Origin of the sequence: Clostridium bornimense (genome assembly GCF_000577895.1) — a bacterium.
Taxonomy (GTDB): domain Bacteria; phylum Bacillota; class Clostridia; order Clostridiales; family Clostridiaceae; genus Clostridium_AN; species Clostridium_AN bornimense.
The window spans coordinates 553,925-576,294 of sequence record NZ_HG917869.1 but is presented as its reverse complement, the minus strand read 5'-3'; the positions used below and the strand labels follow the sequence as shown (position 1 = coordinate 576,294).

Below are 22,370 nucleotides of genomic sequence, written 5' to 3'. Positions count from 1 at the left end.
ATACAGGCATTAGAAATTAATATCTCAATGCCTGTATCCTATAATCTAAAATTTTTCTTTAGGCTCTATAAATATTTTATTAAATTGACAATAAGTCAATGAATTTATTTATCTTGAAAATTGTCTATAAACTCTAACTTTGAAATTATATTCTTTTTTTCATCAATAAATAAATTTTTTAAATCAAAGGTATACTCTGATAAAAAATCATCATTATTATCATTAGTTAATCCAATTAAATAACTATTATCATATGGTATACTAAATACATTAATATCACTATTTTGTATTCGTAATAAATTTAAGCTTAAAAATTTTTTTAATACAGGGTTAATAACCTTCTGAATTTGTTTCGGATGCCAATTATTTATATTCTTTTTATAATTTTCAATATTAATAGATTTAATATAATTATTAAGGTGATTTTTATTATAATTCCCTAAAACAAGCTTTTTATAGATTAAGGGCTCTTTAATTTTCATAGTTATTAAATAAGAATATATATAGCTAATAGCTATAATATATACTGGCTTATAGTTGTTATCATTATTAAACTCATCTATTATTGGTAATAATAGTTTTAAATAGTAAACAGTTTTATCTATATCTCTTAAAGAAAAGTTTTCTAAATATATATATTCTTTCAAAAACACTCCAAACAATTCTATGTTTTTAAAATCTTTTAACATACTAAAAACTTTATCGTTAAAATAGTTTTTTATATTTATATGTGGTAATCTATAATCTAAATCAAAAAACCTTCTTAGATATCCGATACTATCCATGCCTTGTCCATAAATAGTAGCAACTGAGTGAGACAATTGTTCTTTATCTATAGCTATAACAAAAATATATTTTTCTATATTGAATAGATGTTTTATAACTTCTAATAACTCTATAGCAAATGTTGGTCTACATCTATCTAATTCATCTATAAAAAATATAATTTTTTTGTTAGAATTCTGTTGTAGCTTATGCATTTCATCTTTAAACTCTTTTCTAATTGTTTTACTTTCAGATATTTGCTTAATAGCAGTTTCTCCAACTTTTTGAGATAAATCTATTAATGCAGATTCAGTAGATTTGTTTAAATTTATATAACTTAAGTCAAATATATTTGCTGTTAATAATTTTATACCAGCTACTGTTGCATGTTTTCCTAAGGGTGCAATAATATCTTTAATATTATCAAGTTTTTGATATAACTTGTTTTTATTTTTTTCAATTTGAGATTGAATTTCAGAAAACAATGCTAAAAGTGGATCACTTACATAATCATGTTCCCAAGCATTAAAATAAAATGTAAAGAATTTCTCATTATACGATTCTGTCTGTAACATATTATCCCACATTTTTATAAAAGTTGTTTTTCCTGTTCCCCAATCAGAATCAATAGAAATAACTAAGGACTCGTCTTGAGAGTCTATTATTTTAGTTAGTTGCTCAGCAATAATTTTTCTGTTATATATGTCATCATCAAATGAGACTAGAATATCTCCATCCATATAATCACCTTTTTTAATAAATTTTATATGATAAATTATATCATTTATAGATAAATATTTCTGTTGTATTCTAAGTACTAAACTAAAGTAAATAAATTATTTATATTACAATTTTAACTTTATAAAAGAACTTTTAATAAATATCTATAAATATATTTACGAAAGAAGTAGCACTAATTATATATTGTTTTAGTTACACTTCATCCTTCCCCCTGAAACTTATCTCTAAGCTCCATAAGTATTCTATTCTTTCTTCTTAAAGCTTTCTGATAATATATCTGATGCTTCTCAGCATACTTCCTTACAGATGTTTTATTAAAGTAAATTTCTTTAATAAGTTCTTTATCTTCATAGTTTAAGTTACTTAAAACCTTACTTAACTGGTTATTAGTAAGTTTGGTTAAATATGTATCTTCTAAAGTACTTTCATCCTGAATGTTATCTATAATAGTCATTGTTTTTTCTTCATCTATAGTGTTGTTTAAGGAAAGGTTATTATGCTTAACATTAGATCTTATTGTATAGTTAATAGCGTTCTTAATTGCTCTATAGGCATAGGAGCAGAATGTATTTGAGTTTACATTATATTTGTTTATGGCAACTATTAGGGCAGAATAACCTACTTGTATTAAATCATTAGTATCGTATCCACTTATGTTAACGTTTTTTACTGCATTAAAAATAAAAGGCTCAAAGTGTTTTACAAGCTCCATTGTGGATAGCTTGTTTCCTTTCTTTGAATCTCCTACTAAGTTCTCGATTTCTTTATAAGATAGCATATTATCACCTCATAATCGTCTATTAGTAATAAATATGCAAAATGTATGTTTTGTTATTGGTAAATAAAGGATTTAATGTATATATTATAACTGAAATTTTAGATTTTGAGGAGGAATATTTATGGAGAAACAAAGTTTCATAAATCTTGTTAAAGATGGTGCCATTTATGGCCATAGGAACCATGGAATATTAGCATCTGTGACGATAGCTCAAGCAATCTTAGAAAGTGGATGGGGTAGTTCCACATTATCAGTAAAGGCTAAGAATTTATTTGGTATAAAAGCCTTTGATGACTGGAACGGTGCTTATACTACAATGGATACTACAGAATACTACAATGGTATGAGGCAAACTGTAGCTGCTAAATTTAGAGCCTATGATAGTTTTAATGATTCTATAAAGAGCATACTAAATTATTACTTACAGAAAGATATAGAGCTGTTAGGGAAGCTAACACTTAGTTACTATAAATGCTATTAGCTATCCTAACTTGATATATGTAGGTGAGGTAATTAAGATAGCTAAAAGATGAAAAATAACTCTATTTAGCTTACTTTTACTTTTTATTGAAAGTAATTTTATTATTTTATCTTCTATATATCATTCTTCTTTTATTGATTGTGGAAAATCTATATATACATTAATCATTTTTATGTGATAATATATTAGGAAATAACTTGGTTAATATAGTAAATAAGGAGATTGATTGAAGCAAAAGATTAGCAAGAGGGGATGAGTATGGACTTTTTGAAACTAGATCTTTAGAAAAAACGATGACAAATTTCATTTAGCATATTATGGTAATAACTTTTATAGTACCAGTATTACATGGATGTCTAAGTGATAGGTTTATTAATATAAAGAAAGAATGAAAATAGGTTTTCTAATAAAATGTTACCATAAATAGAAAAGTGTAAGAGTTTACAAAAGGGGGAAATGAGATAGATATCAAACTATTTTTTTAAATAATAAGCAAAAATATATACTACCAGTGTTATATATTATATGTATATATTTATTTTCTATAAGAATTATGTATGAATTTGCAGGTTATTCTGAAATTGTAAGCAACTCTCGTTGGTACATAATTCCTTTAAAATATGGATTAATTTTAACAGGATTTTTAATGTTGTTTAATATTATAAACGCAATTTATATTTTTAAAATTAACAAGCCGTCTAAAGAAATATTATTTATAGCAATGATGGTTAAAATCAGTTTCATATTACTATATGTAGTATATTTTATTATTGAAGTTATTATATTTTATACAATAATTGGTATACCCATTACAGTTACTTTTTTATATTTGGATATATTGTTTTTAGTCCATCTTCTTTTTATAGAATCTGTGGACTCATAAGAGCTATTAAAAATAATGAGATATTTAAAACTATGTCTATATATTTAAGTGAATATGGAGCTAGCACTTTACTTAACATCATTGATCATTCCTATACTTTAAATAGATATAGAGATTATTGAAATATACATTGCTACTTAATTTAGGTCTTAGAATATCAGAGTTTCTTAATACTAAGTTTAAGGATATTCATAATTCTTTAATAATTAGATATAGTTATATTTTGAGTAAATCTATTATCTTCAATATATGTATCCAATGTGGCATTAGAATACTTATTCATAATATCTTTTAAATTACTTAACCCTAAGCCACGATTTTTTCCTTTGGTAGAAAAACCAGCTTTGAATATTTTAGATAAAGGAGGAATTTTACCTTCAAAGGTATTTGATACAACGATGAATATAGAAGAATTCTTCTTTATAAAGGCTATATGTAGCTTCTTTTCCTCACTAGGTAATGTTGCTTCTATGGCATTATCTAGTATAATTCCTAAACATCTATTTAAATCTATTATATCTAAGTTTATTTTATCAATGGGTTCCACTATTTCTAGTATCACATCAACACCTAATTCTTGAGCTCTGATAATTTTTGCAGAAAGAAGTCCTTTAATTTCAGGCATTAGAATATTTTTTAACAAACCTAATTTATAATTGTTTTTATTCATTTCTGTATTCAATGGATATATATGTTCGGTAAAATGCTTTGCTAATCCTTCAATATCTTTACTTTCAATAAAATCTGCCATTGAAGATATAATATTTATATAATCATGTCTAAACTTACGCATGTCCATATATAAACATTCCAGATTATAAGTATATTCCTGGAGGTTATTCATTTGCATTTCTTTAATTTTAAAATTCTGATCTTTCTTCAATATAAAAAGCAATATAGCGGTTATTATTATCATTAACGCTCCATATATTAAAAATAATATACCATTTATTTGAGCAAGATAGGTAGCATCATCAGAAATATTCCAATTTATATTTATGTAAAATACACCTAAAGTTAATATCACCATTACATATATCAATATGGAATATTTAGATTTTGAGTATTCAGTTATAAGACTACCATATTTCTTTATAATTATAGATAATAATTTACTTATAGAATATGCAAGTATTAATATAAGCAAAGAAGTTATAATATATCCATAAGTAGTTCTTGTGAAATCTTCACTAATGCATTTTATGATAATTAGTGTAATAATATTATCGCTAAATATTATTATTATACAAGTAATCGCTTGGATAAAAATACTTTTAAGTAGTTTATTATTTCTTATATATATAAAGATTATTGGAATTATATATGTAGAAATTGATGCTAAATTTATATTTATTAAGTATAAAATAAAATATGATATGATAATAGATAAAAATAATAAAACCTTTTCAATAATACTAAATTTATAACCACTAATATTGTGTAAGGTTGCTAATATTGTCAAAATTGAAAATGATAAAATAAAAATAATGTAGATGGTATGCATATGAACCTCCCCTATAAATATACGTAGTGAATTATTGTATAAGATTTTTATAATTAGAATAGGGCTGTTTAAAAATTTTATATGTTATTGGATGTATACTAATTGATTGAAAAAGCAAACAATACATTATTAAATTGTAAAAAATAAGATTATTAACAATGATGCTTAATAATAAATATAAAATAGAAAGTATTAATGATTGTATTTTTAATTTTTTACGTTTTTTTGAGTCAGTTAATGGACGATTGTAAGTATCTGCTGGAGAATAAACAAATATAATTATTAAGCTAATTAATGAGAGAATCATCACTATTGATATAGATAAAGGATAGTTATGACTAAGATAGGAAGAAAAAATATATATGAATAAGGTCATAATTGTACACCCTATACTACTTTTTGCATGAATACCCAAGGAAAAGAATCTTAAAACACCAAAAAATAGCACTAATACTATAGTCTCTTTTAAGATTCCTAAAGGTAAAGAGACTATAAGTACAAATGCTATTTTAAATATATTTATAAGTAAAACTAATACTCCTAAAGATAATTTTTCTAAAGATGATTTATTTAAATCTATTTTTTTTTTAAAGAAAGAAATAATTTTTATAGTTATGTATTCATATATGTCAAATTTAAAATTTATTTTCATTAGAATATACTCCTTTTAGCTAATATACATAATAACATTAGAAAAGACACAATTTTTTAATTGTCTATAAATATATTCCTATTATAAAACAAAATTCCTCAATTTGCAAAATATACATAATAATTATAATTATTTATTAATTTCGTTTAATAATTTTTTAGATAATTTTGGTTCATAGAAAGTAAATATAATAGATGTTGATTCACAATGTTTCTCACCAATATTTATTAATTTATTTGCACAGCTATCAGTAATTTTACTTATAAATTTTTTCTTTTCATTTTTCATAATTACTCACTCCTTAATATTATATATATCTATAATAATACTTTTTTAGTAATACATCACAAAAAGATAAAAATGGTAAAAATATAAATAAAAACTGAATAAAATAAATTCTAATTACAAAAAATGATGATTATTAAGTAAAAAATGAATAATAATACTATTTATGATAAAATTATATATAATGTATTTCATTGGGGTGAGGATGGTATGATAAAAATTTTCATATGTGAGGATAATAAGGAACAAAAAGAAAAATTTAAGGATATTATAAGCAATATTATTATGATAGAAAATTATGATATGGAAATAGAATTAGTTACTGATGATCCATATATAGTTTTAGATAAACTAAAGAATAATACAGTTACTGGGCTATATTTTTTAGATGTGGATCTTCGTTCAAGTATAAATGGAATACAATTGGCAGAGCAAATAAGAAAATATGATCCAAGAGGATTTATAGTATTTATAACCACTCATGCTGAAATGAGCTATTTAACTTTTATGTATAAAGTAGAGGCAATGGATTATATCATAAAGGATAATTATAAGAATATAGGAGATAGAATAAAAGCATGTATAAAGAATGCTCTTGATAAATATAAAATAAAATCTTCAGAACTACAAAAAGTATTTTCAGTGAAATTAGATGATAGAATTATCAACGTTGATTTTAATGATATTATTTTCTTTGAAACATCGACTACTATACATAAGGTAATTCTTAATTGTACTAATAGACAAGTAGAGTTTTATAGTAATATGAAGGAAGTTTATAAGATGTTAGATGAACGTTTTTGTAGATGTCATACCTCATTTATTATCAACAAAGATAAAATAAAAGAAATAGATAAGAAAAATAGAATCATTTATATGATAACAGGGGATGAATGTCTTGCGTCTACTAGGGGCATAAAGAAGTTATTAGGTTAGTATCTTCTTGAACTTCTTTGACTTTGTCATTATTAACATTAAGATGAAGGCTTATGAAAATAATTTGAAAAGCCTATAAATAGAATAGGAAGTGATGTGTTCTAATGAAATTCCTATTAAAATATATATAATAAAATAAAAAACAGTTACAGAGAAATCGTAACTGTTTTTTATTATGAAAATATAGAATTTGTAATTGGTCAACTGTAGCATTTTTAATAAATTTTGTTGGTATAGAGTGGTAATAAATAATGCAAATTACAATTACTTTTTTTCTTGCAATTGCTTCAACGAATTTAGTAATTTATCCGGTAATGGCAATCCTAGTAGTGCACAATTTTCTAATAAACTTAATCCTTCGTTTGAAATATAAAAGTAACATATTAATGTTCTAAAAATCCACTCATTTGAATTTATTAATCTATCTAATAGTGAACCTACAATAAGAACAATTAGAATTAACCCTTTTTTGGCTATACCTTTAATACCAATAGAAGACGATAAATTATTTGATATATAAGCTTTTAAAATACCTGTTATATAATCTAATGCCATGAAAGAAATTAAAACTATTATTGAAATATTCCAACCTCCAAAGATCCATGTAACAATGGTAGCAATAAAAGAAAAGATTAGATTCATGGATTTTATAATATTATCCATACAATAACACCTCCTTTAAATAATAGAGAGAATTTTTATTTAAAACTATAAACATGTCAAATAAAGTTTTTATCGTGTAGTAACACTATCCGTAAAATGAAGAATTTTCCTCCAAAATATTTCTTAGTTTTATTAATGAACGCTTTTTACATTGATTCACAGCTTGTCTTGAAGTATTCATAATTTTAGATACATCATTAACACTATAATCTTTCAAGTATATCATTTTTATTATTGATGCTTCTTTAGCAGTTAAATATTTATCAATAAAATCAGGTAAATAATCAAAATTTATATCGTTTTCATTTGATTCATTAATTATGTCTAAGTCTAAACTAATATAATTCTCTTTAGCTTTCTTTTTAGAAAGACGTAAGAATTCATGTTTTATTGATCTATGTAGATAGGAGACTAAAATAGCATCAGCGTTCATTGATTCATTAATTGTCATAGTTTTTATAACTTTAATAAAGTGAAGATTTAAATCATTTTTTGCATCCTCATAATCTAGAAAATATGCATATTTGTTGAGTAATCCTTTAAATAAATCTAAAAGTGTTTCTAAAGCTTTGGAATTTCCATTTTTGCTGTCAATAATTAATTTATAAATATTTTTACTCATTCTAAAAACCTCCAAATTTAATATTTATATATTAATAAGCAATAAAAAACGACTTTGTAAACATATGTTAATTATATAAAATTATTCATTAAATTACAAAAAATATAAAGTTATACAAAAAGTGATAAAAACTGATAAAATGGATATTTTCCAGAAAAATATTAGTTGTATATTACAGTTTTTTATGTAATTATTTTAATTAAGGTAATAATTTTTTCTATCAAATTTGCAGGTGATGTCGTATAAATTTTTAATTGATTAGAATTATACTTTATAAGTATTTTGTTGAATTATAAAAATCTAATTATATAAAAAGAACTGTTATAATCGCTAACTAGAAAGTTAGTTTTATAACAGTTCTTTTATTTATGGAATTACTCGCTGGAAAGCAATTTACGGATTACAAATAAGACTGGGGATTGAGCAAACTTCAGATAATTTTGTAACAACTACAAAAAGAAGAAAAATTGATGAACCAACTGGAGATAAGGTTAGAGAAATTTCAGGAGTTACATTAGCAAGTGCTTTAGAAAAATTAGAATTAACACTAAGTACAGATGCAAATATAGAGTTGAAGAAAACATTATTAAGTTTTGGTAATTGTGATTTAAAAGTTGCAGCTGAAGTTGATGCAACAACAGGAGAAATAAAAATAAAAATAGAACAAGTAAAAAGCAAAACAATAAACAAGAAAGCAATTAATGTTTCTAAAATGCTGATTATAACTATAGATAAGGACAAATTAGAAGAGTATGTAGAGGAAGTTGTAAAATCTGATGTAGATGAATTGCTAAATTTAATAAAGAAAATTCTTAGCATTGTATTAATAGTATTAGGTATATTTTGTATTGCAATTATTTCTGTAGTTGCTATAGTTGCGTTAGTTAAATTAATACCTGTATTAATAGCTATATTAATATAGATATTAATTAGAAACAATTAAGTATTAAATGTATCCTATAGAATAGACATCATAAAAAAGTTTATTCTATAGGATGTTTTATTTACAGTAAATCCAGTTTCGTGGATACTCCTTTTTTATTTTAATATTGGTGTTATTAGTAATAATACTAATAAATAGGTCTTTATTTATAATCGTATCTAACGGAATGAATAATGTAGTTTCAGAATTTATATTTATAATAAAGTAATCTACTATTTCATAAACAGCAATAATTGAATTCCAATTTAATTTGGTAACTACATGTTCAGTTGTATACTTAATATAATCAGATGTAAGTTCTAATGTAGTAGGTAAAAATACATAATTATAATCATTTTTTTCGTAAAATTTTTTAATAATACCTTTAAATTGTATATGGATTTGAGTTTTACAGACAAGAAAATACAAAATCATAACTGCGATTATTATAAATATAATTATTAGTAGTGAATAATACTTGGTTAAAAATTCTTTAAATAGGTAACAAACAGCACTAGCAATGATACCGCTTAATAAAGTCAAAATCAGTCTTAGTTTTTTGAATTTATTAGTTCTGATAAAAATATCACTTAATGTTTGAAATAAGTGATCTCTATTTAGTTTATAAACTATTGTCATTTTTTTCTCCTATAAATTTTTTTTACTTCTAAATTTGTTATGTTTAAAATGTTGTTTAAAAATTCAGTTGAATTTTTAATGTTCTTTGGAAATAATATAGTATCACCAGTATTAAACTTTATGCATATTAGTTTATTGGTAAGCGTCAAAGTTTTGGTACCTTTTATCAATTAAAAAAATATATTAAAATATCCCGGTAGGGCAATTTATATAAGCCCTATCGGGATTTGTTTATTTCTTTATTTTAATTTTTAAATTATCAGGAATACTACTTGACCAAGGCATTAGATTTTCTAAAGCTTCGCTATTATTAGAATCAATATTTAGTAAATTGTTAAAAAGATAAACCAAATATTTTTCTACAACAACTTTATTAGCTTTAGCTGTTTCTATAATGCTGTATAACTTAGCACTAGATGTTGCACCTTTAGCAGTATTAGCAAATAAGAAGTTTTTTCTTCCAATAACAAAAGGTTTGATAGCTCTTTCAGCAGCATTATTATCAATTTCTAGTGATCCATCTAATAATACATTTTTCAGTCCAGGTAAATGTTTTTTAGCATAGTCTAACGCTTTACCTAACGGACTTCTTGGAAGTGCATTTTTTATTTCAGTTTCAACATATTCAATAAAGTTATCTAGAATAGGTTCTAATTTTTCTTTTCTTATATTAAACCTAATATCATAATAATCTTCATTAGAAGAATATGTTTCTCTAAGCTCTTTTTCAAGTTTATAAATTTGCTCACAATAATTAAACCCTATTACACCACGAGATTTTTTTAGGGCTTCTTTATCAAGATTTTCTACTATTTCATAGAATTTTCTTCTTATGTGAGCTAAGCAATATAGCCGAGTAGCTTCGCTAACGGAGTTGTATCCGGAATATCCATCAGTTTGTAGATATCCACTATATTCTCCAAGAAAAGCTTTAGGACACGAGCTAGATCTAGTATTTTGATAATCATAAAGGATTATCGGTTTAGCATTAGTTTCACTCATATATAGCCACATATATTTCTTAGACTTAGAACTCTTACCATTATCATTGATTACCTTCAATGTAGTTTCATCAGCATGAATGTAATTTCTATTAAGAAGTTCTTTTTTCATGTAATTATATATCGGCTCTAATGCTTTAGCAGCTGACATGGTCCAGTTACATAAAGTCTGACGACTAAGAGTAGCCCCCATCATGTCAAAATAAGACTGTTGCCTATATAATGGCATAGCATGAAGATATTTAAGTGCAATAGTATGAGCAATTAATTCATTAGAAGCCATGCTATTATAGAAAATAGTTTTAGGCATTTCTGGTGAAACAATCTTACTATCTTCATTTTCCTTCTCGCATGTTTTACAAGCATAGCTGTACAATACGTGTTCTTCTACTATTAATTTACCAGGAATATATATTAAAATTTCTTTTCTAGATTTAACTCCAATTTCAACTAGTTCACTGCCACATTTATCACAGATTAAATCATCGCCTTCTAATTTATGTTCTATGATTTTTCTCTCTAAATTAGCAAGGTTATCTTTCTTACCAATATTATTGCTTTTCTTAGCTCTCTTATATGTAATTTCTTCTACCGTAGGTTCTTCTACTTTTGAATCACTATGTTTTTCTGCTTCATTAAAAAAGCATAATTGATTAGCATCTACTTTCTCACTAGATGCTCCAAATATTTTTTTATTTTTATTTGAAATAATTCCTTTTAAAAACTCTAATTCATTTTTGAGATTTTCTATTTCTTTATTTTTAGAATCTATTTCTTTTTCCATTTCTTCGACTTTTTCAATTAATACTTGGCTTCTTTCATCAAGTTCATTGCTAATAATTTCGTGATTCATAAGTACCTCTTTTAACATTTATTTATATATATATTATACCACAAAAACCCTTGAAAATAAAGGATTCTCAAGGGTTCTTATATATCTATTTTTAATAATAATTACCTTCTTTTACTGGTTTAAATTTAGACTTTATTCTCACTTCATATCCTTTCAAAAGCCAACGTAATTCTTCTATATTTACACTTACTGCTTCCTCCTGCGTAGCAGGCCATTTAAAGCGATTTCCTTCTAAACGATGATAATATAACCAAAATCCTTCATCAAAATGGAGTATCTTTAACTTATCCATCTGTTTATTACAAAAAACAAATAATGCTTTATCAAAAGGATTGAGCTGCAGTTGATTTTTTACTATCATTACTAATCCATCTATACTTTTTCTTAAGTCTGTTGGGCCGCAGGCTATATATACTGTTTCAACCTTATCTATATTTAACACTTTAATAATAGCTCCTTAATTAAAGAATTTATCAAAGCAGTCTCCGATGTCGGAATAGCTACGCTAATATTACCAATTGAAATCTTCACCTCAGATGAAGCTCCAATATCTTTTCTAACGATATTTGCTTCCGTATTAATTTTTATAGGATGAAATACTGGCGTAGCCTTTTCTTCAATTTTTCTTTTATGATAGTAAAATTGACTTTTATTAATATTATTTTCTTCACAATAATCTTTTACAGTTAAATTTTCATCACTAGCATAATAACGATTTATATATTCTCTCCATTCATCATTACTTAACTTTTTATACATACCTAACCTCCTGATAAAATGTTATTTCCTTAATTTTATCAATTGGAAATTTTAGTATCTAGGTACTTAATTTTTGACATTTACGTTTATTGTTGGATAAAACTTTGTTTATATTTTTTATTTTAAAAGTTCTTTCTCTGTATATATTTGTTATAGTTACAAAATTATCACTTAATAATATATTAGTAGTCTCAAAAATATATTGATTTGATTTTTTTGAAGTAAATTTATATAAGAATTTAGATATATATTTTGAAAATACCACATATCTAAATTTAAAAATTAGTATGAGTATAGTAAAATATAATATAGAAAATATAACACTTTTTAAAAATATCAGTAATAATATATAAATAATAAAAAGATATATGTATATAACTATAAGTAATCTTTTAAATTCTTTACTACATAAAAAGTTTTCAGTATGAAAATCAACAAAATCTTCTTTTGAAATCTTAACTTCAATATTCATATGACCTCCTTGTATAATGTAGTCATAATATTTGATGAAAAACTAAATGCATTCTTAACGAATATTAAAAATCTAAAATATAGAGAATTTAAGATTTATTTTGTATAGTATCCTCAGGAATAACTTTATTAATACTCCATGTTATACCTTTATCGCTAGATTTGCAAAGTACGTAACCTCTATATATTTGATTCTTACTATAAATAAATTTCATAAATAGCGCCCCATTTTCTTCATAAGGGATGCCCATAAGTCTTATAGAACAATCTTCATCAGTTATTGATTCGTCTTGAATATTAGATAAATCAACTTTTTCAAATGTTTTACCGCCATCTTCTGTTCGATATAATTTCCCTTTTTTGTAGCTTCCGTCTATATAATAAGATAGTGCAAATCCAACATTTTCATCTAAGAAAAAGATATTTTGAGCGTCTGAAATATTAGCATCAAACACATCATCATTAATTAATGATGATTTTTTAGTATCTTCATTAATAATCCATAACTTCTAACCTCAAGTATACCGTCATTATATGGATCATTCTGATAAGGTAGATAGTCTCCAGCTTTTAAATCATATGTTATATCATCATTTAATTTAAATTCAATAGTATACTTATCTAATGTCTTAGCCTTGTTTTTATTAAAAGTTAATAAATCACTACGATATATTTCAGTAGTAATTTCACCATCAACATTATCAATTTTATCGACAAGAGTATATTTAAGAGGTGTATATTTTTCTTCTTTATTAGGAACAAATACAGAAACAGTATATCCTGTTATTTTTGATGGTGATGGATTTATAAGCTCTTTAGTTTCACCTTGAGAATTTATGTATATAATACCTTTAGTATCAGCATCCCATTCTTTTTCACCGGAATAGAGTATTTCGAATTCTGTTTCATTACAGTTACCAACAGAATATCTTAGAGGAATAACTTTAAGAGAGTTAATTAGGGGGTCGATACTATATTTTTTCTCATAATTATCATCAACTTTTTTGTTTAGATACACATTTAAATCTTTTGATTTATTTTTGTTGTAGCTTATCAAAAAGCTATCTGTAGAATTATTTTTATTTTTTCCATATAGTAAACCATTTATAGAAGTGATTGTGCCATCAGAGTCAAAAAGAATTTTAAAGTCATCAGAAATATAGAGTTCTTTAGGTAAAGTAATTTTTTTAGAAATATCATTAATAATATTATCAAGTCCATTATCATAAATATTATCGTCACTTAGTTCAATAGTTACATTTTTTGAATGAAATAGTCTTATTGAAATATAAGTTCCAACTTTGCTATCACTAATAAATAATATGCATCCTATTATTAATAATGTTAAGGTTACAATTATTGCAGTAATAGATTTCCAATGGGGCATACAATGTTTATTTTTTAAATTTAATTTATTAGTGCTTTTCATAATACAATCCTTTCCTATAAAATAAAACCATTTATTCCATTATTATATAAATTTGAAATGATTTCAATGCATTGATACAAATCTTTATATAGCAAATGCTATACAAGTTTTATACAGAGATTTCAAATGTACGTCACGTACATTTTTACTTGACTCAAGTGATATAAGGTGAGAAGATAATATTGGTTTATTTGTTATAAAAAGTAATAAGTGTAATGAAAAAATCTATAACTACCTTAATTTTCAAAAAAAGTTGTTTCTTTTCATATAAAGTGATGATTTTACACTATAAAAAATAAATAGTTATATATAGAGGGGGTGAAATAATGAAGCAAAATTATAAAATTGGGAAAATATTGTCAAATCTAAAAATAAATAAAAAGCTAATAAGTGAACTAGATTTTACAACACTTATGATAGCAGTTGCAATTGTTATTTTTGGAGTACTTAATATTTATTCAGCTACATACAATAAAACTTTAGATGGTGTGCTTATCGGTTTTAGATACTCAAAATTACAACTTATGTGGCTCGTAATAGGGCTAATTGTAGTATATTGTATCCTAACTATCGATTATTCTTTCTTTAAAAACTATGCATATGTGATTTATGGAACATCTATTATATTATTATTGATAAATAAATTTATAGGTACGGAGAGTAAAGGGGCACAATCATGGATAAAGATAGGCTCTTTTGCAATACAGCCTTCAGAATTTGCAAAATTAGCTATAATAATTATCGTTGCGAAGAAAATAGAAGATATGGGTGGAAAAATAGATTCATTTAAAAAGCTATTAATTATTTTTATTTATGCTATTATACCAACATCTTTAGTTATAATACAACCAGATATGGGTATGAGTATGGTAATTTTCTTTACAGTACTGGGTATGGTAATAGTAGGTAAACTTGATTGGAAGATTATTGGTGGAGGATTTTTACTTTTGTTTATTTCAATTGCAGTAGTATGGAATAGTGGTTTAATTCAACCATATCAAAAAGAACGTATTATGACTTTTATAGATCCTTCAAGAGATCCTTTAGGAAAGGGATATCATGTGATACAATCTAAAATTGCTATAGGATCTGGTGGATTTACTGGAAGTGGATATAAAAATGGAAGTCAAACAAAAGGTGGATTTATCCCAGAAGCATGGACTGATTTTATTTTCTCAGTAGTTGGCGAAGAATGGGGATTTATTGGCTCTTTTGGTCTTTTGATGCTGTATGGAATTATGATTTTTAGAATGATTAATATAGCTAAGGAATCAAAAGATGTTTTTGGATCAATACTTGTAGCTGGGGTTACAGGATCGATGTTATTCTCAATTTTAGAGAATATGGGTATGAGTATTGGATTAATGCCGATAACAGGGATAACACTACCTTTTATGAGTTATGGAGGTAGTTCTATGCTTGTATATTTTATGAGTTTAGCACTTGTTTTAAATGTTGGTATGAGACATAAAAAAATTAATTTTTAGTGAAAACAACAAAAGGTATCATTGAAAGAGGTAACTGAAAAGTTAGTTTTGCAATAATCCCATTTTACAAGGTGAAAATGTATTTTAATATAGATTCCACATTTAGGTGCAAACAAATCTAGATAGAAGGAATATAAAAAACCAGAAATTTAAGCTGTAATTTCTGGTTTTTAAAAGTAACAATATAGAAATACTATACATTATAAAATTTTCTAATTATTTTCCAACTTTTTTCGTTCTACGAAACGACCCATGAAGAAGGAAATTATACCAACACCAATTCCTGTTTGTACACAAAATAGAAGGCTTTCAACCTCTCCAGGAAGTTCACCATCGATAAGGGTTTCCATAATTGGAGTGAACCAAGGCTCGTGTTCTTCACCTTGAATTTCACTGATCATAACACTTCCAGCATCATCAGAGCCACCAAATTCAGCACCTTTTAAGGTGAATAAAGGAATAATTGCAATGGCAGCAGCAATTACTAACAATATAAGTACAGTTCTTTTATTTTTACTCATGAATCTTATCCCCCTTTAAAAAACCTAAAATAGTTAATTCAGATTTTGCATATGTTTCAAGTGCCATAACTATTATTACAGTAAGGATACCTTCTATAATAGCTAATGGTAATTGTGTTGGAGCAAATACGCCTAAAAATTTTACAATAGAAGCAGGTATACCGCCTTCTGGTGATGGATAAGCCATAGCTAATTGTAAACTAGTTATACAATAAGTAGCTAAATCTCCCATAGCAGCAGCAAGGAAAACAGCTACTTTTCTATTACATTTAAACTTAATGGATAATTTATAAAGTGCGAAAGATATAATTGGACCAGCTATTGCCATAGAAAATGTATTAGCTCCTAATGTAGTTATTCCACCATGAGCTAATAAAATAGCTTGGAATAAAAGGACTATTATTCCTAAAATACTGACAGCAAAAGGTCCAAATAATATTGCACCAAGGCCTGTACCAGTCATATGTGAACAACTTCCAGTTACTGATGGTATTTTTAGTGATGATATTACAAAGATAAAGGCTCCAGCCATAGCTAAGATAGTTAGTGACTTTCTGTTAGCAGAGACAGTTTTCTTTATAGAAATAAAGCCTAAAATAAGAAATGGTAATGAGATTAGTCCCCAAGTTACACAATACTTAACTGGAAGATATCCTTCCATGATATGCATTGCATTTGCTATAGGATTAATACTGAATACTGTAGCAAAAATAATTGCAAAGATGGTAAGTTTTTTGTGATTTTTCATTGTGATTCCTCCTTAAAATAAAAAAAGACACATTAACTAATGATTCCCAGTCATTAGAATTGCATCTTAAACTAACACTTTTTAATATTAAAAAAGTGTTCTACTAAATATTTAGTCATCGCTCGTAACTAAATATCTTCGTATGCAAAAGGCAGGTATTCTGACTCTGGCTTCAAACATTATATCTTGTCTTCCCAGTTTCCCAGTGACATAAAATTAAGATACAACTATACCAACACAGCGGCGGGACCGTAAGGGACTTTCACCCTTTTCCCTATTATCCTGCGGAGAAACACAGGCACCTTTTGCATTTAAATTGTAATTAATAACCACTTATATATTACAATGGCATTCTATAAATTGTCAATTAATAATTTCATCTCATCTATAGTTCTTGGATAAGATAAGGTTGTCACATTATTTTTTTCTTTAAGCATCTCATATACATCAAATAATATTGGTGTTTTTAAATTTGCTTCTTTTAAAATACTTTGATTTTTAAAGATATTAACAGGTATATCGTCGGCAATTATTGTACCATTAGCAAATAAGATAATACGGGTAGCCCACTTATATGCAAAATCTACATCATGGGTAGAAATTAATAGAGTTTTTCCATCATCATAAAGTTTACTTAGTACATCTTCAAGTAAATTAATATTTAAAGGATCCAGTGATGCTGTTGGTTCATCAAATATTATTATCTCAGATTTCATTGCAATTATATCGGCAATAGTGACACGCTTTTTTTCACCACCACTGAGGTAATGGGGAGGCCTGTCCTTAAGAGATGTAATATTCATGTATTCTAAGGATTCGGTTACTCTAGACTTTACTTCTTCAATAGGAAGCTTCATATTCATAGGACCAAAGGATACCTCAGAGAAAACTGTTGAAGCTATAATTTGATTATCAGCATCTTGAAACACCATACCGATATTTTTTCTTAAAGTATTTAGATTCTTGGAAGTCATTATAATTCCATCATAAATAATATCACCACTATCAGGATGTAAAACACCATTGAGATTAAGAAAAAAAGTAGATTTTCCAGCACCATTTGCACCAAGAAAAGCTATTTTTTCGCCTTTGTTAATAGATAAGGTAATATTATTTAAAGCTTTCTTATCAGAATTGTAGCTGTAGTTCAAATTTCTTATTTCTAATATTGGATTCTTCATTATATCACCTCTTATTTAGTTATTATCCATAGTATTATTAAAAGAATAAAATACCCCACTGAATATAATAATTGAGAAATTTTTAATGGCTTGGCTTCTTCTAAAAATAGCATTTCCCCATTGTAACAACGAGATTCTATAGCATCATAGTAACCATTTGCTTTTTTTATTGATAATATCAATAAGTTTCCAGCAGTTCTACCGAAGGATAAGCAAGAAGTTTTAAAGTCCACATAACCAAGTCGGGATTTAGCAGAAGTTTTCATTTTGCTATGAATATCCATTAATACAAAGATAAATCTATAAATCATATTCATTAGCTCTATAATTATACTAGGAATATGAGCTCTTCGAAGAAAGGATATAATTTCTATGGTACTAGTAGATAGGGTAACCATATACATCGAACTTATAGCACCAAAGGCTTTTATAATAATTTTTATAGCGACTAAAATGCTAGCATTAGAACTATGTAGGTAGAAAAAATATATATTAACATTATATTCACCAATAGGTTTAGTAGAAAAGCTTAAAGTAATAGCAATGGTACTTAAGATCATAAAGGTTAATGGAATCTTCAATAAAGATAAATAGTTTCTAATATTTATTTTGCCTTTGTATATTGATATAAAAGTCATAGCAATTGTAATATAAACTGAAATAAGAATACTATCGGCAATTATACAAATAAGTAATGAGGAAAAACCTAAGATTATCTTAAAACTAGGATTCCAATGATTAATTTTTGATATATAGCTATAGTAATCAATAGAGTTTATACCATTATGTTTGTGCGTTCTCATAATTCACCTCCTTTTACAGATAAAGTATAGGTAAAAATTTAGATTATGTCAAAGAAAAACCAAAGTTTTTTACCTAGAATCATTATGTAACTTCACTAATAAAAGATATTGAAAGTTGAAAAAGAAATATATAAATTTATAGATGGAGTTCTATTCACTGGAGGATAAGTTGTATTAAAGAATGGTTAATCAATATTTGATTATTACTTTTTTTACAATAATAATTTTATCCTTTTAATGAATTATACTAATTTCTCAAAATCACATATGTTTATTTTCAAGCCATTAAAGTAATCTAACTCCTCCATATCATGGGTAACTATTATTACTGTCTTATCTTTTATTTTTTGTTTTATAAAATTAATTACAGATTTTTTTGTATTTATATCTAATCCTTTAAAAGGTTCATCTAATATTAACAAATCAAATTCATATAGCAAGGCCCTAAGTATCGCCGCTCTTCTTTTCATACCGCCACTTAACTCTTTTGCTGGCTTATTTTTGCAATCTTTCATTCCTACCTTATCTAAAGCTTCTTCAATATTTGAGTCATTTAAATTAGATGAAACTAATTTTATATTTGCCATTACACTTAAATTTTCACACAATCTATCTTCTTGAAAAACGGTACTTATCCTCTTATTATCAATACCTTCTATGGTACCTTTATCTATACTTTCAAATCCCATCAATACTCTTAATAAGGTTGTTTTTCCACTACCTGACTTACCTTTAATATAGGTAATTTGGTTTTCTTTAAACACATAATCATAATCTTTTAATATAATTTCATTATTATATGACTTACATACTTTTTTTAATACTATATCCATTTAGATACGCTCCATCTTTATTAAAATTCTATCAATAATTCTTAAAAATATCCTTTGAAATAAGATACTTATTACAATAATTACTATTGTCCATGCAAACAAATCTTTAGTATCTAAAAATATTTTTGCTTGATATAAGTTTTCTCCTATTGAATTTTTAGGCAAACCTATTACTTCTGCTGCGATTCCTGACTTCCAACAAAGACCTAGTGATACACTACATGCTGATCTTAAATATGGTGCAACTTGAGATAAATATATGTATCTTATCCTTTTAGCTTTTGAAATCTTAAATAAATCTGCCATTTCTTTAATTTCTTTTGGTATGTTATTTATTCCATCTAAAATATTTCTATATACAATAGGCAGCACCATTAAAAAAGAGATAAAAATTGAAAGATTCTTTGTTGGTATCCATATTAAGCTTAAGATAATGAATGATGCCACTGGTATAGCTTGTATTACTAATATTAAAGGCTCTATCAATTGGTTAAATTTTTTTATATAGGATGAAAAAATTGCAAATATTGAACCAAATATAAGTGCTAATAAAAAACCTGTAGTAATTTTACTGAATGAAAATAAAATAGCTTTCCAGAAATCTATTTCTAAAATTAGTTCACTTAATCTCTGAAATGTTGAAATAGGAGACACTAAAAGTATCTCCTGAGAAATTATCACACTACCTATTTGCCAAACTAAAACCCAAAACACTACTGCCCATAAAGATATTTTATTATTATTTTTTACTATAATAGAAGTCTTCACTTGGCATCGCTCCTCCTATTGATTCAGGATTTTGCTCTAATAATGTATTTAAATACCCCTCAAGCTTTTCTTTCATTTCTTCACCACTTATAAATGTTATGTTACAATATGGTATTGCTTTTTTTGCAACTTCTGCTGTAACTATATCATTAGCTTCAATTAGCTCAGCTGCACTATCTATATTAGTATTTGTAAATTCCACTGATTTTTCATATTCTTCTAAGAAGTTACTTACTTTTTCAGGATATTTTTCAACAAATTCTTTTCTTGCTACTATAACGCCTGTAACTAATGAACTATCATTAGTTGATTTTTCCCATTCTTCATTTAAATCTAATGCTATTCTTATTTGGGGATTTTTTGTTATAGCTGTTGTCACAAATGGTTGAGGTAACATTGCTATAGCACCTGCTTCTGCTGATATTGCAGCTAAACACTCTGTGTGTTCTGATTTATATTCAATAGTTAAATCTTTTTCTGGATCTATTCCATTTGCTTTTAATATATAGTTAAGGGCATATTCTGGTGTTGCTCCTTTTCCACTTGCGTATAATGTTTTTCCTTTTAAATCTTGGATTGAATTTATATTCTCCCCATTTTCAACTATGTATAATACTCCTAATGTGTTTATACCTAATGAAACTACTTCACCATTTGTTTTATTGTACAGTATAGAAGATAAGTTTGATGGTATCGCAGCAATATCAATCTCTCCATTAACAATTTTTGGAGTTAGTTCATCTGGTGAACCTGCAATAGTAAACTCATACTCATTTTCAGTATTGCTTTCCTCATCATCAATCATTTTTACCATACCCATAGCTGTAGGACCTTTAAGTGCTGCTACTTTTGTTGTTACTTCTTCTTTTTTAGTTGTACTAGCACCACATCCAACTATAGAAACCATAAGTAATGTAGCAATCATTAGTAGTGATATTTTTCTTTTCATACTCTTTCTCCTTTAAATTTGATATATTTTAACTATAATATAAAATGCTCTCAATCTTATCTTTTTGAAGAATCTCTATATTTTTTCCATCTATTCGTAGATATCCTTCATTTTGAAATTTTGATAATTCTCTAAAAAGAGATGCTCTGCTAACACCTAATATTTTAGTTAGCTCTTCTTTTGAATGATCTAATTCCACTTTGCCAGTATTTTGGTCATTATTTAATAAAAACTCAATAATTTTGTTTTTGCTTGATTGTATAGTTAAAAATTCTATTTTTTTTAGTAGGAACTGTATCTTGTTATTACAGAACTTACAATACTGTATACTTAGATAACTGTCTTTTTCCAGTAATTTTATAAATTCAGATTTTGGATAAAAATATACTTTGACATCAGATTTACATTTCAACACTGTCTCTAAACATATCTCGCTAAATATATTTGACACCCCAAATACATCGTATTTTTTTAAGTTTGAAATTTGAGTTTCATTTCCATCACTAGAGATAGAAAATACATCTACTTTTCCAGATGCAATAACACCTATATAGAATTGTCCTGCAAAATAATCACTAATAAATTGACCTTGCTTATAATTTTTTTCAATTATTTTTTCTTTTATTATTAATTCTTTTTTGAAGAGCTTTGTTTGTACTAAAAAGTCTATTTTGTAGCAATCATTTTTATTCATAA

Annotated in this window: 26 protein-coding genes and 1 riboswitch; of the genes, 4 read left to right on the top strand and 22 right to left on the bottom strand. The window is 25.8% G+C overall.

Features of this window, described 5'->3' with window-relative positions; genetic code table 11:
* Positions 1–104 precede the first annotated feature (104 nt).
* Together CM240_RS17050 and CM240_RS16055 are read right to left on the bottom strand one after the other, a co-directional pair.
* Positions 105–1,505, bottom strand: coding sequence for a KAP family P-loop NTPase fold protein (locus tag CM240_RS17050; RefSeq protein WP_051483914.1), 1,401 nt, complete (start codon positions 1,503–1,505; stop codon positions 105–107).
* Between the two features lie 200 nt (positions 1,506–1,705).
* Entirely contained in the window at positions 1,706–2,284 is a 579-nt protein-coding gene (locus CM240_RS16055) for a sigma-70 family RNA polymerase sigma factor (protein ID WP_044040545.1), read from the bottom strand.
* Between the two features lie 121 nt (positions 2,285–2,405).
* On the opposite strand from CM240_RS16055, the gene CM240_RS16050 reads away from it, so the two are divergent.
* Positions 2,406–2,765 (top strand): glycoside hydrolase family 73 protein, encoded by a 360-nt coding sequence (locus CM240_RS16050; protein ID WP_051483913.1) that lies wholly within the window; start codon positions 2,406–2,408, stop codon positions 2,763–2,765.
* A 1,082-nt stretch (positions 2,766–3,847) separates the two neighbouring features.
* Here CM240_RS16050 and CM240_RS16045 read toward each other — a convergent pair.
* From CM240_RS16045 to CM240_RS17695, 3 genes are all read right to left on the bottom strand, one after another.
* Complete coding sequence (locus tag CM240_RS16045; RefSeq protein WP_051483912.1) at positions 3,848–5,152, bottom strand: sensor histidine kinase; 1,305 nt, start codon at positions 5,150–5,152, stop codon at positions 3,848–3,850.
* Between the two features lie 31 nt (positions 5,153–5,183).
* Positions 5,184–5,804 (bottom strand): accessory gene regulator B family protein, encoded by a 621-nt coding sequence (locus CM240_RS16040; RefSeq protein ID WP_044040543.1) that lies wholly within the window; start codon positions 5,802–5,804, stop codon positions 5,184–5,186.
* Positions 5,805–5,933: 129 nt separating this feature from the next.
* Positions 5,934–6,092, bottom strand: coding sequence for a hypothetical protein (locus CM240_RS17695; RefSeq protein WP_156930640.1), 159 nt, complete (start codon positions 6,090–6,092; stop codon positions 5,934–5,936).
* Between the two features lie 207 nt (positions 6,093–6,299).
* On the opposite strand from CM240_RS17695, the gene CM240_RS16035 reads away from it, so the two are divergent.
* A complete protein-coding gene (locus CM240_RS16035) occupies positions 6,300–7,025 on the top strand; it encodes a LytR/AlgR family response regulator transcription factor (RefSeq protein WP_044040779.1) in 726 nt (241 codons plus the stop codon).
* Positions 7,026–7,289: 264 nt separating this feature from the next.
* Here the strand turns inward: CM240_RS16035 and CM240_RS16030 are convergent, their stop codons facing one another.
* Entirely contained in the window at positions 7,290–7,688 is a 399-nt protein-coding gene (locus CM240_RS16030; protein ID WP_044040541.1) for a phage holin family protein, read from the bottom strand.
* 85 nt (positions 7,689–7,773) lie between these two features.
* Complete coding sequence (locus CM240_RS16025) at positions 7,774–8,310, bottom strand: RNA polymerase sigma factor (RefSeq protein WP_044040539.1); 537 nt, start codon at positions 8,308–8,310, stop codon at positions 7,774–7,776.
* A gap of 571 nt (positions 8,311–8,881) precedes the next feature.
* Here CM240_RS16025 and CM240_RS16020 point away from each other — a divergent pair.
* Entirely contained in the window at positions 8,882–9,232 is a 351-nt protein-coding gene (locus tag CM240_RS16020; protein ID WP_044040537.1) for a hypothetical protein, read from the top strand.
* Positions 9,233–9,310: 78 nt separating this feature from the next.
* Here the strand turns inward: CM240_RS16020 and CM240_RS16015 are convergent, their stop codons facing one another.
* From CM240_RS16015 to CM240_RS17045, 7 genes are all read right to left on the bottom strand, one after another.
* Positions 9,311–9,871 carry a YcxB family protein gene (locus tag CM240_RS16015; protein ID WP_044040535.1) on the bottom strand — a complete coding sequence of 187 codons (561 nt, stop codon included), beginning with the start codon at positions 9,869–9,871 and terminating at the stop codon, positions 9,311–9,313.
* Between the two features lie 231 nt (positions 9,872–10,102).
* Positions 10,103–11,725, bottom strand: coding sequence for an IS66 family transposase (tnpC, locus tag CM240_RS16010; RefSeq protein ID WP_051483633.1), 1,623 nt, complete (start codon positions 11,723–11,725; stop codon positions 10,103–10,105).
* 91 nt (positions 11,726–11,816) lie between these two features.
* Positions 11,817–12,167 carry an IS66 family insertion sequence element accessory protein TnpB gene (gene tnpB, locus CM240_RS16005; RefSeq protein ID WP_044035973.1) on the bottom strand — a complete coding sequence of 117 codons (351 nt, stop codon included), beginning with the start codon at positions 12,165–12,167 and terminating at the stop codon, positions 11,817–11,819.
* The gene (gene tnpA, locus CM240_RS16000; RefSeq protein ID WP_044035972.1) at positions 12,161–12,484 is read right to left on the bottom strand and encodes an IS66 family insertion sequence element accessory protein TnpA; all 324 of its coding nucleotides are present in this window, start codon (positions 12,482–12,484) and stop codon (positions 12,161–12,163) included. Before tnpA ends, tnpB begins: the two co-directional genes overlap by 7 nt.
* Positions 12,485–12,542: 58 nt before the next feature.
* Entirely contained in the window at positions 12,543–12,956 is a 414-nt protein-coding gene (locus CM240_RS15995) for a hypothetical protein (RefSeq protein WP_044040533.1), read from the bottom strand.
* 88 nt (positions 12,957–13,044) lie between these two features.
* Positions 13,045–13,410 (bottom strand): beta propeller repeat protein, encoded by a 366-nt coding sequence (locus CM240_RS15990; RefSeq protein ID WP_044040531.1) that lies wholly within the window; start codon positions 13,408–13,410, stop codon positions 13,045–13,047.
* Between the two features lie 11 nt (positions 13,411–13,421).
* On the bottom strand, positions 13,422–14,384 hold the full coding sequence (locus CM240_RS17045; RefSeq protein WP_051483911.1) for a hypothetical protein: 963 nt from the start codon (positions 14,382–14,384) through the stop codon (positions 13,422–13,424).
* Between the two features lie 353 nt (positions 14,385–14,737).
* On the opposite strand from CM240_RS17045, the gene rodA reads away from it, so the two are divergent.
* Positions 14,738–15,871 carry a rod shape-determining protein RodA gene (gene rodA, locus CM240_RS15980; RefSeq protein WP_044040775.1) on the top strand — a complete coding sequence of 378 codons (1,134 nt, stop codon included), beginning with the start codon at positions 14,738–14,740 and terminating at the stop codon, positions 15,869–15,871.
* A gap of 212 nt (positions 15,872–16,083) precedes the next feature.
* On the opposite strand, the gene CM240_RS15975 is transcribed toward rodA, so the two are convergent.
* The 8 genes from CM240_RS15975 to CM240_RS15940 form a co-directional block, all read right to left on the bottom strand.
* Positions 16,084–16,392, bottom strand: coding sequence for an energy-coupling factor ABC transporter substrate-binding protein (locus tag CM240_RS15975; RefSeq protein WP_044040529.1), 309 nt, complete (start codon positions 16,390–16,392; stop codon positions 16,084–16,086).
* Entirely contained in the window at positions 16,385–17,140 is a 756-nt protein-coding gene (locus CM240_RS15970) for an energy-coupling factor ABC transporter permease (RefSeq protein ID WP_044040527.1), read from the bottom strand. Before CM240_RS15970 ends, CM240_RS15975 begins: the two co-directional genes overlap by 8 nt.
* Before the next feature lie 133 nt (positions 17,141–17,273).
* A riboswitch (cobalamin riboswitch) is annotated at positions 17,274–17,461 on the bottom strand.
* 32 nt (positions 17,462–17,493) lie between these two features.
* On the bottom strand, positions 17,494–18,321 hold the full coding sequence (locus tag CM240_RS15965) for an energy-coupling factor ABC transporter ATP-binding protein (protein WP_044040525.1): 828 nt from the start codon (positions 18,319–18,321) through the stop codon (positions 17,494–17,496).
* 11 nt (positions 18,322–18,332) lie between these two features.
* The gene (gene cbiQ / locus CM240_RS15960; protein ID WP_044040524.1) at positions 18,333–19,124 is read right to left on the bottom strand and encodes a cobalt ECF transporter T component CbiQ; all 792 of its coding nucleotides are present in this window, start codon (positions 19,122–19,124) and stop codon (positions 18,333–18,335) included.
* A 242-nt stretch (positions 19,125–19,366) separates the two neighbouring features.
* The gene (locus CM240_RS15955; protein WP_044040523.1) at positions 19,367–19,957 is read right to left on the bottom strand and encodes an ATP-binding cassette domain-containing protein; all 591 of its coding nucleotides are present in this window, start codon (positions 19,955–19,957) and stop codon (positions 19,367–19,369) included.
* Positions 19,958–20,725: an ABC transporter permease gene (locus tag CM240_RS15950; protein ID WP_051483909.1), complete on the bottom strand. Its 768-nt coding sequence runs from the start codon at positions 20,723–20,725 to the stop codon at positions 19,958–19,960.
* Positions 20,697–21,674, bottom strand: coding sequence for an ABC transporter substrate-binding protein (locus CM240_RS15945; protein WP_044040522.1), 978 nt, complete (start codon positions 21,672–21,674; stop codon positions 20,697–20,699). The genes CM240_RS15950 and CM240_RS15945 overlap by 29 nt, the downstream gene beginning before the upstream one ends.
* Before the next feature lie 28 nt (positions 21,675–21,702).
* Complete coding sequence (locus CM240_RS15940; protein WP_051483908.1) at positions 21,703–22,368, bottom strand: Crp/Fnr family transcriptional regulator; 666 nt, start codon at positions 22,366–22,368, stop codon at positions 21,703–21,705.
* Positions 22,369–22,370 lie beyond the last annotated feature (2 nt).

What these genes read in the sequence shown, in the direction of transcription:
- CM240_RS17050 (WP_051483914.1), bottom strand. Translation starts at nt 1,505, where the DNA reads ATGGATGGAGATATTCTAGTCTCATTTGATGATGACATATATAACAGA.
- CM240_RS16055 (WP_044040545.1), bottom strand. Translation starts at nt 2,284, where the DNA reads ATGCTATCTTATAAAGAAATCGAGAACTTAGTAGGAGATTCAAAGAAA.
- CM240_RS16050 (WP_051483913.1), top strand. Translation starts at nt 2,406, where the DNA reads ATGGAGAAACAAAGTTTCATAAATCTTGTTAAAGATGGTGCCATTTAT.
- CM240_RS16045 (WP_051483912.1), bottom strand. Translation starts at nt 5,152, where the DNA reads ATGCATACCATCTACATTATTTTTATTTTATCATTTTCAATTTTGACA.
- CM240_RS16040 (WP_044040543.1), bottom strand. Translation starts at nt 5,804, where the DNA reads ATGAAAATAAATTTTAAATTTGACATATATGAATACATAACTATAAAA.
- CM240_RS17695 (WP_156930640.1), bottom strand. Translation starts at nt 6,092, where the DNA reads ATGAAAAATGAAAAGAAAAAATTTATAAGTAAAATTACTGATAGCTGT.
- CM240_RS16035 (WP_044040779.1), top strand. Translation starts at nt 6,300, where the DNA reads ATGATAAAAATTTTCATATGTGAGGATAATAAGGAACAAAAAGAAAAA.
- CM240_RS16030 (WP_044040541.1), bottom strand. Translation starts at nt 7,688, where the DNA reads ATGGATAATATTATAAAATCCATGAATCTAATCTTTTCTTTTATTGCT.
- CM240_RS16025 (WP_044040539.1), bottom strand. Translation starts at nt 8,310, where the DNA reads ATGAGTAAAAATATTTATAAATTAATTATTGACAGCAAAAATGGAAAT.
- CM240_RS16015 (WP_044040535.1), bottom strand. Translation starts at nt 9,871, where the DNA reads ATGACAATAGTTTATAAACTAAATAGAGATCACTTATTTCAAACATTA.
- tnpC (WP_051483633.1), bottom strand. Translation starts at nt 11,725, where the DNA reads ATGAATCACGAAATTATTAGCAATGAACTTGATGAAAGAAGCCAAGTA.
- tnpA (WP_044035972.1), bottom strand. Translation starts at nt 12,484, where the DNA reads ATGTATAAAAAGTTAAGTAATGATGAATGGAGAGAATATATAAATCGT.
- CM240_RS15995 (WP_044040533.1), bottom strand. Translation starts at nt 12,956, where the DNA reads ATGAATATTGAAGTTAAGATTTCAAAAGAAGATTTTGTTGATTTTCAT.
- CM240_RS17045 (WP_051483911.1), bottom strand. Translation starts at nt 14,384, where the DNA reads ATGAAAAGCACTAATAAATTAAATTTAAAAAATAAACATTGTATGCCC.
- CM240_RS15975 (WP_044040529.1), bottom strand. Translation starts at nt 16,392, where the DNA reads ATGAGTAAAAATAAAAGAACTGTACTTATATTGTTAGTAATTGCTGCT.
- CM240_RS15970 (WP_044040527.1), bottom strand. Translation starts at nt 17,140, where the DNA reads ATGAAAAATCACAAAAAACTTACCATCTTTGCAATTATTTTTGCTACA.
- CM240_RS15965 (WP_044040525.1), bottom strand. Translation starts at nt 18,321, where the DNA reads ATGAAGAATCCAATATTAGAAATAAGAAATTTGAACTACAGCTACAAT.
- cbiQ (WP_044040524.1), bottom strand. Translation starts at nt 19,124, where the DNA reads ATGAGAACGCACAAACATAATGGTATAAACTCTATTGATTACTATAGC.
- CM240_RS15955 (WP_044040523.1), bottom strand. Translation starts at nt 19,957, where the DNA reads ATGGATATAGTATTAAAAAAAGTATGTAAGTCATATAATAATGAAATT.
- CM240_RS15945 (WP_044040522.1), bottom strand. Translation starts at nt 21,674, where the DNA reads ATGAAAAGAAAAATATCACTACTAATGATTGCTACATTACTTATGGTT.
- CM240_RS15940 (WP_051483908.1), bottom strand. Translation starts at nt 22,368, where the DNA reads ATGAATAAAAATGATTGCTACAAAATAGACTTTTTAGTACAAACAAAG.